Below are 8,633 nucleotides of genomic sequence, written 5' to 3'. Positions count from 1 at the left end.
AAACTCCAGAAGCAGTTAACCAGAAATTGTTATCATAGACGTTTTGAGCAACATTATCGCATTCAACAATTCTGTTAGCCAACATCTGTGCAATTCTTCCCATTGCTGAACCATCAGAAACATCAGTTTCTTCACCAAGGTTTTTCTGTATCTCTGACTTAGCTTGTTTTAATGCATCATCTGCACTAATGGTTACCCAACCATCATCAGTTAGTGGCATCTGTTTTCACTTCCTTCCAGAAATCTAATTGACCTAATGTTGTATTTACAATGATATGAATATCAACAGATGTATGATTTTGATTAATTTGTGGATCGACTAAAACAACATCAATGATTCTCTTATCTTGCTTGATAGAATCTGAAATCGATGAAATGCATGCATTTCTATCAAATCCACCGATTAACCAATCATAGTCAATTCCAACATTTTCATTAGACCATGTACCTTTTTTAGTCATTAAAATCATGTTTAGTGATTGCTTAATTTCATCTAAACCAGTTACATACAATGGACTATCTTTACTGATGTATAAATCTCCATCATCTGTATATAACAAATCTTGAGCCATTTATCTCACCACCTTTCATTTCTTAAAGTCGTTTTTACTTGCTATTTTCCCGATAACAAACGAATAATCAACAGAATGTTTTCTATTTGAACTTACTGGGAAATAACCATTAGTATGCTTTGAGTTATCATCATCCAAACATATAACTATTACTTCATCACCAGTTTTATAATCGATTGATTCAGACTGACCAGGTAATACGATAAAATGAACTTTCTGAACCATTGATTCCTTCTTTCCATTAATCCTAGCTAGTGGTTGAACTGTTGCAGTAGGAGGCGTTATTTTTTCAATTTTTGCTATATATGCTACAGAAATATCATTAATCGCATTACTATAAATATTTTTTAATAAATCAGTGAAGTAATCTTTTTGCTCAGCCATTCAATCACTTCTTTCTATTAGTTCGTTTAGCTTTAGCTTGTTTTACTCGCTTAGCATCTAACTTAGCTTTTGCTTTAACATCATCAGATTTTGCTTTCTTAATTTCACTAGCTTGTTCTTTTTTGTATTGTGATAACTTTTTAAAATTAATAGTCATTGTCGGAGTATCCGAATTACTTAATGTGGCATTCCCATTAGTGACAATTACATCATCTGTAAATCCTGAAAATTCATCGTCAATTCTAAAAATAACACCTGTTGTAATTATTGGATTGAATAGAATAGTGGCTTCATAAACATCCTTGTTGTCTTCATCTGTTGATAAGCTAGGCGAAGTAATTAGCCCTGTTTTAGGTAAACACGTATAATTCAAATGTTTATTGCTTACAAATGACTTGATTACTAATTTACCGTGCTGATAGAACATATCGGTTTTACAATCTTTAGCAATGTCCTGAATGCATGATAGTGGTTTCTTTTTAGCAGTATATCCAGAATAATAAATATGGTTATATACAAGTTTTAATTCGCTAATCTTAATCCCTGCTTTATTTGCTAATGTCTTGATTATCGTTGAACCTTTTGTACCAGCTTTAAAACTCATGTTTTTATATACAGTTTTAACTCTGTATGTTTTTTGCTTATTTGATTTTTCAGTGGCTCTACTTTGCGCGCCCTTTAATTGTGTTCTATATGCCTTAATTGAATTTTGAATTTGAACATAATTTAAATGCTTTTGATGCCTTGTAGCATTTGGATTGGCATTTAACCATGCTTGTCGTCTCTTCTTCGCATTATTTTCAAAGTTACGCATTTGAGTTCGATAAGTGGATGATTTATTCGTAGATTTAGCTCTTACTTGTTTGCTTTGAGATACCTTAAGTGCTTTCTTTGGATCAACTTTAGTTCCATCTTGGATAGTTAAATGTAAATACCAATCTCCACTGTCCCATTTAATTGCATCCACTGTTGTGATAGATGCAGTAAGAAGATGCGAAATATTGTTTTCAGTAAAATCAGCATTATAGAAACCTGCATAAATGGATAGATTTGAGCCAACCTTAAATTTACTTGCCGTCTTTTTAGAAATTCCATGTATTGTAATATCAGTATCAGACGGAACATCTTGATTACTAAAGTTATAAGTTATTTCAATTTGAGCATTCTTACCTTGTAAATAACTTGAAACGATTTTAACTTCATCATCTAGTTCTATTCGTTGATAGAAATGTACTAATTCCATTATTCATCACCTACCGACTTATCTGTTCCATAATCGTTGATATCAGCGTTCGCTGTGTTGTCTGATACGGTATCATCATCAACTTCATCGCTAGAATTGCCTGTATTTGCGTCTGTGTCATCCTCATCAGTGTCTTTAATGAACAATTGGACAGTATTTGTAAAGTTAAGCTTACTAACTTCAGTTTCGTTGCCTTGTTCATCCATTGGAACTATATTAATTAAAGGTAATCGTGGATCATTAATTGAACCAAACAATGGATAACCGTAAATCAATTTTTCACCATTAACAATTTGAACTCCATTTTCGTCAAATAAATCAATATAGTAACTATCATTTACTTCGTTGTAGTAAAGATAAAAAGTAAAATCTATACCATCGATGGTGTAATCAAATTGAACTGGAACATCATCTAAATTAATATCAATATAATCATTTACCGCCATTGCATTACCTCCTAATAATAAATCTTTGCACCAATTGGAATTGACCTATCAGCGTATTTATTTAGCTTTCTAACGTGAGCTAGCGAAACATGTTTACTCCTTGCAACAGATAGATAAGTAACACCAGATTTAGCAATTACATACCTATGCTTGTTGGATGCATTACTATTTTTTGTTCCTTTCTTATTACCTTTGTGACCTACATATTTGGTTGTACCTTTTTTCGTTTTAATATTTGTTTCAAAAAATTGCGCTTCAGTTAAAGTGATTGAGACATTTGCTGAATTTATTCCTGTTCCAGCATCAGTAAATTCGTATGAATTAGTAAATGCACTAATTTGCACACTTTCTGAATTATAATTATTTGAGTGAAAAATTAATGGGACACCATTATTAGACCAATATCTTAGCTTTCCAATTTCACGTTTTACTTCACTCATCTGATCAACATCTCCACCACCAATTATTGCCTCAAAAGAGATTGTGTTTGCACCTTGTTGTGTTGTAGTTGATAGATTCATCCCTTTTTCTACTGCTTTTGTATTAACTTGTGGAGAAGTATCAGCATTAGCAGTTTTCATAAATAAAATTACATAGCTTTGATTTGTATTAGGATTTTGGGGAACTAAGGTTGCTTTATCATTTGAGAACATTGGGTTTTTCCTCATGTTTTCTAAAGTATTGCTTCTAAATTCATCTATTTTCGCTTTCTGCATATTTACTTTTAATGTTGCAATTTGCTTTTTATAATTTTGAATATTTTTCTGTTGGATCTTGATTGAATTTTTTACCTTGCTAGTTTGTTTTTTATTTTTTAATTTATTTAAAAGTGAGTTACTATGTTTGATTTTTTCATTTAGTTTATCCATTTGTTCTTTCAATTTCTTTTCAGCTAATGTCATATATATCACTCCTAATTTATTTTTATGTACAAGAAAAGAGCTAGAATAAACTAGCTCTTTTACTATATTTTTCCAATTGCATTATGTGCCATGCGTTGTACAACTTGCTCTACAGCTTGTTGTAACTTGCTTGGTAATTGATTAATGGTTGCTGTGTCAGCATTTCCATTAATATTAATTTCAACATTCATATTAATTTGTGGTTGTTGCAATCCACGACTTGACTTACTAATTAATGAATTAGCCATTGAAACTAATCCATTACGTTTAGTCTTTTCAGATTTACTTTGCATTAACTTAGCAAATGGAGATGATCCATCTGATTTAGCTCTTGCACTGATTGCTTCCATAATTAATCTGTCTGCTGATTTGCGCTTTGGATTAATTGCTACTTCAGGTTGTCCAGGATATTCTCCAAATACAGCGGGTTGAGAACTCCAACCACCGTTTGCATATCCATGTCCATTACCTAAGAAGCTTAAGCTATCCCCATAACGGTGTCTGGCATAATTTAGACCTGCATAAATAGATGCATACCCATTATTCCAACCACCTAATCCTGGCTTACCATAAGCTGCAAAAGTTCCAGGCTTAACTTGCATTAACCCCATTGCTCTACCATCAGCTAATCCATCTGTACCACCAACTGCATTAGGATTACCACCAGACTCAGTATTGATTTGTCTCAACACCCTGTTTACCATATCGCCTGATGTACTTAAACCTAAAGCACTTAATGCTTTAATTACAGATGGCTTCCATCTTTGTACTCCAGAACCACTTGGATTTGAACTACCACCATCGTCAGTTTCTTTTTGAAACCAACTGGCAATTAAATCCTTAGCTTTATTAATAATTCCGCCACCAAAATCACTGATGATTGGAATGTTACTAGTAAACCCACCAAACATATTCATAACTGTTTTGATAGGATGAGCAATTGCGTTCCCAATAGCTTCAGCATCATCAACAACTTTTCCACCAATTGATTTAGCTACCTTGACTGCAGAACCAGCAAAAGATTTAACTTTCTTGCCTGCTGAACTAGCGAAACTTTCAATTCCACCAATAATTCCTCCACCTGCATAGTGTTCAATACCTTGTGAATTCATAAAGGCTTTAGTTTCCTTAGCATTTAAGATTTGAGTTCCTGCAGGTAACCAACCAGTCCAATTACGTTGTTGTGGTATAAATGCCTTACCATTTGGTAGAATTGCAAGCTCTTTGTTGCCAGTCTCAGGCGAGTCGTGACCGTCATTTAACATAGCATGAGTTCCTTTAGTTATTTGCTTTGAACCAGAAGTTCCAGAAGCGAATTTAATAGTTGGAATTGTATGACCACTTCCACCTACATAACTAAGAAGTTTATTAATACCATTTATTCCACCATTTAAGAAATCAACAACCGCATGTAAACCTTTTTGGAATGCTTTTTTTATGTCATCCCAAATACTTCCAAAGAAAGCACCTAATGCTTTAAATGGTGCTTTTAGAATGTCTACAACTCCTCTGACAATACCTTTTAGGTCTTTGCCTAGGTGTTTCCAATTACCTGTAAATACATCGGCAAAAGCTTCAAATAAATTACCAATGATTTTAAAAGTTCCTTTAAAGAAACTCTTCAAAAATGCTCCTGCACCTTTTGCAACTGCTTTTACTAAACTCATCGCAACCTTAAAGGTAACTCCTATAGCTTTAAATATTGGTTTTGCTTTCTTAAATAACCAACTAAATGCTTTAACCATAAGTTTTACGACATTTTGAGATTGTTTATTCAACCATTTCATAACACTGGCTAGTGCCTTAATATTCTTTTTTCCTTGTTTGGATTTAAAAGCTTTCATCATATATTTCCAACCATCCGTTACGGGTTTAAAAGCTTTTTTTATTGACTTAAAAGTATCTCTAAATATTTTCTTTATTGGACTAATAGCCTTTTTTATTGTCTTCATTGCATTATTAAATGCTTTACCAACTGGTTTAAATATATTTTTGAGAGGCTTAAAGGTATTTTTAAAGGCATTACCAATATCTTTCAATATTTTCTTTGCTTTATTCCAGCCTTTAATTAGCGGGTCAAAGAATCCCTTTGGAATCATTGATTGTACTTTTTTACCAATCCATTTACCTGCAGAACTACCAGCAATACCACCAATAGCTCCACCTGCCAATCCACCGACAGCAGTTCCAATTCCTGGAACAACTGAACCAATAGATGCACCTAATGCTGAACCACCAAGTGTTCCACCAAGCATTCCGCCTGCTGAACCAATTTTAGATCCTGCATTCTTATGATTCATACCAATTAATTGACTACCTGCAACAGCAATATCAAGATATGGTATTTTTGAACCTAGCATTCCTAATCCACGAGTTAAACCACCAAATCTTCCAACTCTTGTAGCGTCTTGAGCAACAGTTCCACCAATTTTAGCAAAGTTACCAACCTTACCAAATCGAGTTCCTGTCTTTTCAACACCGCCAAAGATTGATTTAAATTTAGTCATCTTACTGATATTTCTACCATTACGTTCAACTCGTGAAATTTGTAAGCCATCACCTAATCCACTTGATGAATTACCAGAACCTGTAATTTCACAAGCAGTTCTCATCTTTCCTGATTCTTTAACCATAGAATTACCCATAGTTTTTGAAACAGGTGTAGTGAACATCTTGCGTAGTTTACCGATTGCCAATCCAATAGCTCCAAAACTTTTAGTTAACGATCCAACTACGAGTGATACAGGTGCAATTCCAGCAACAAATACTGTTCCATATGCAACTATTTTCTTCAACCAACCAGGTGCAGATGAAAGCTTGGCGATTAAATCACTCATACCATTTGCTACTTTAGAAAATGTTGGAAGGAGTTCATTAGCAAAGGTTATTTTTAACTGTTCAATTGCTGCCTTGAATCTACCAATTTGCACCTTTGCAGTCTTTGAGTTTTTAGCTGATAATTCCGCTATATACCCTTTTCCATGATTTTGCTTTTGTGATTTCTCAACTTGTCCATTCAAATCTTTTAACTGCTTAACGTTGTTGGATAAGATAGTGGCTGCTTGCTGTCCAGTTTGACCAAATAAAGCATTAAAAATTGCCCCTCTGTCTGTGCTAGACATGCCTTTCATCTTGTCATTCAATTTACTGAATACATCTTGTAATGGTAATAAATTACCTTTAGCATCCCTAAAGTCTTGTGCAGATAATCCAAGTTGTTTTAGTACATTTTGTGACGCACCTTTCTTAGGTGCAACCAATCTACTCAATACTTGTCTAAGACCTGTACCAGCTTGACTGGCATCTAAACCATTATTGCTTAAAATACCAATAGCACTGGATGTTTCTGCTATTGATTGATGAGCATTATGAGCAGAAGCTCCAACATATTTTAACGCTTCACCCATGCCATTGAAATCAGTAGCAGTTAAATCAGCAGCATACGCCATTTGGTTTAATACTGTTTTAGTATTAGCAGCCATTTTAGATGAGTTGTTAGTCTTAAGACCAAAAGATTCAATAGCAGAAGTAGCATTATGAACAACATCTGTATAATCATCACCTGATGCAATTGAAGCTTGTAAAAATTGTTTTTGCGTTGCTAACGTTTGATTAGTTGAATAACCACGTCTGATCAATTCTTCGTAACCTTTACCAATCTTTTCTTGTGAAACCCCGTATTTTAATGAGAGTTCGACACCTTGTTGACGCATTTTATTAACATTTCGTTGAGCTTCAACTGAATGTTCTCCACCAGTAACCGCTAAGTTCTTAATTTTTACATACTGATTTTGTAATTCAATCGCTTTTTTAGCTCCACTGATGAAAGCAGCCCCAAGTCCAAGTGTTACAAGCCCCATATTCCTACCAATCGATAAGAATTTGTCTCCCACGTCATTTAAACGCTTGAACTTTGCTACTGATAAGCTTGCTTTCTGAGTTAATTTAGATTGTGATCTAGATAACCTATTATTGTTATCAGTACGTGTATTGGTGTTAGATGTTGATGACTTTGTAGCGCTATCATCAATTGCCTTCATCTTTTCAATCGACTTGGTAACTCTATTATTCCCTGATACAGCTTGATTGGTAAACTTTTTGCTTGATTCTAGTGCTTGTTTATTCGATTCGCTAACTTTATCAAAAGTGTTCTTATAGTTTTTAGCAAAATCAGATGATGATTTGGTAAAACTATCAAGTTGCTTTGATAAACCAGTCAGTGTCTTTTGGACGCTACCTCCAGACTTGGTCATCTTAGTTAGTGCTTTATTAAAAGAATCTATTGCTTTTTGGTCAACCTTAACAGGAATTTCAATTGTTGCCCTTCTTGATACATCAGCCATCTAAACACCTCCTAACATACCACTATATAGATTTCTTTGACTTTCAATCCTTTTTTTCATTGCATATACAAATACAGATAACTCTGGAGCATTCATATTTGATATCTTTTCAGCATCAATAGTAGTCGCCCCATTAATGAATGCATTCCACATAATGTTGGCATTACTGTCACTATTGATGTAAAACTTTACGGCTCTTTCAGATAAGATTTTTAAACTAATCTGTAAGAAACGTTTCAGCTTGATCCATGAACCAGTGGTAAGTTTCCTTTGCATGTTTTTCAAAGAAGTCCCAACCAATTACATCGTCAGTAACCTTGTCGTTGATAAGTAATGAATTGTTATTGAACATCTTAAATAATGCTTCATGGAACTTAGCAGGTGTTAAAACAATTGAAGTTTCTCCATCTTCTTCAACAACTACAGAACGCTTAGCGTCAATGGTTTCTGCATCACGAAGTGAAGGTGATGTGATTTGAACTTTAATCTTTGTTCCGTCTTTTTCAGTGATTTCTAAATCACGAGTACGACTATCAACATCAGTTACCTTTGTACGTTTTTCCAAAGGCATGTATGAAGTATCAACATCGTTAGATGCTGAACTTGATGCAACCGTACTTTCTGCAACAGCAGATGATTGTACTTCTGCTGAACTTGATTGAATTTCTGAACTTTCTGAATTTAAGAATTCTGCCATGATAATTTCCCCTTATTTTTTAATTAAGATTAAACTGCTGAAGCAT

At 33.9% G+C, this 8,633-nt stretch carries 9 protein-coding genes; all 9 read right to left on the bottom strand.

The window, feature by feature from the left end:
- On the bottom strand, nucleotides 1-220 hold a 220-nt coding region (locus OEZ61_RS07480), incomplete at its 3' end, for a hypothetical protein (RefSeq protein WP_290047281.1).
- Nucleotides 207-572 carry a hypothetical protein gene (locus tag OEZ61_RS07475; protein WP_053795548.1) on the bottom strand — a complete coding sequence of 122 codons (366 nt, stop codon included), beginning with the start codon at nucleotides 570-572 and terminating at the stop codon, nucleotides 207-209. The genes OEZ61_RS07475 and OEZ61_RS07480, both read right to left, overlap by 14 nt.
- Nucleotides 573-587: 15 nt before the next feature.
- Nucleotides 588-956, bottom strand: a complete 369-nt coding sequence (locus OEZ61_RS07470) for a hypothetical protein (protein WP_053795549.1) — start codon at nucleotides 954-956, stop codon at nucleotides 588-590.
- 4 nt (nucleotides 957-960) lie between these two features.
- Complete coding sequence (locus OEZ61_RS07465; RefSeq protein WP_290047280.1) at nucleotides 961-2,199, bottom strand: hypothetical protein; 1,239 nt, start codon at nucleotides 2,197-2,199, stop codon at nucleotides 961-963.
- The gene (locus tag OEZ61_RS07460) at nucleotides 2,199-2,645 is read right to left on the bottom strand and encodes a hypothetical protein (protein WP_290047279.1); all 447 of its coding nucleotides are present in this window, start codon (nucleotides 2,643-2,645) and stop codon (nucleotides 2,199-2,201) included. The genes OEZ61_RS07465 and OEZ61_RS07460 overlap by 1 nt, the downstream gene beginning before the upstream one ends.
- Before the next feature lie 11 nt (nucleotides 2,646-2,656).
- On the bottom strand, nucleotides 2,657-3,547 hold the full coding sequence (locus OEZ61_RS07455) for a hypothetical protein (RefSeq protein WP_290047278.1): 891 nt from the start codon (nucleotides 3,545-3,547) through the stop codon (nucleotides 2,657-2,659).
- A 62-nt stretch (nucleotides 3,548-3,609) separates the two neighbouring features.
- Nucleotides 3,610-7,890, bottom strand: coding sequence for a phage tail tape measure protein (locus OEZ61_RS07450; RefSeq protein WP_290047277.1), 4,281 nt, complete (start codon nucleotides 7,888-7,890; stop codon nucleotides 3,610-3,612).
- Nucleotides 7,891-8,166 carry a hypothetical protein gene (locus OEZ61_RS07445; RefSeq protein ID WP_148562253.1) on the bottom strand — a complete coding sequence of 92 codons (276 nt, stop codon included), beginning with the start codon at nucleotides 8,164-8,166 and terminating at the stop codon, nucleotides 7,891-7,893.
- On the bottom strand, nucleotides 8,108-8,587 hold the full coding sequence (locus tag OEZ61_RS07440) for a hypothetical protein (protein WP_290047276.1): 480 nt from the start codon (nucleotides 8,585-8,587) through the stop codon (nucleotides 8,108-8,110). The genes OEZ61_RS07445 and OEZ61_RS07440 overlap by 59 nt, the downstream gene beginning before the upstream one ends.
- Between the last annotated feature and the right edge of the window lie 46 nt (nucleotides 8,588-8,633).

The organism is Apilactobacillus sp. EABW-1NA (assembly GCF_030398685.1).
Classification (GTDB): Bacteria; Bacillota; Bacilli; order Lactobacillales; family Lactobacillaceae; genus Apilactobacillus; species Apilactobacillus waqarii.
The sequence above is the reverse complement of the archived record's forward strand: the minus strand, read 5'-3'. Positions and strand labels throughout refer to the sequence as shown.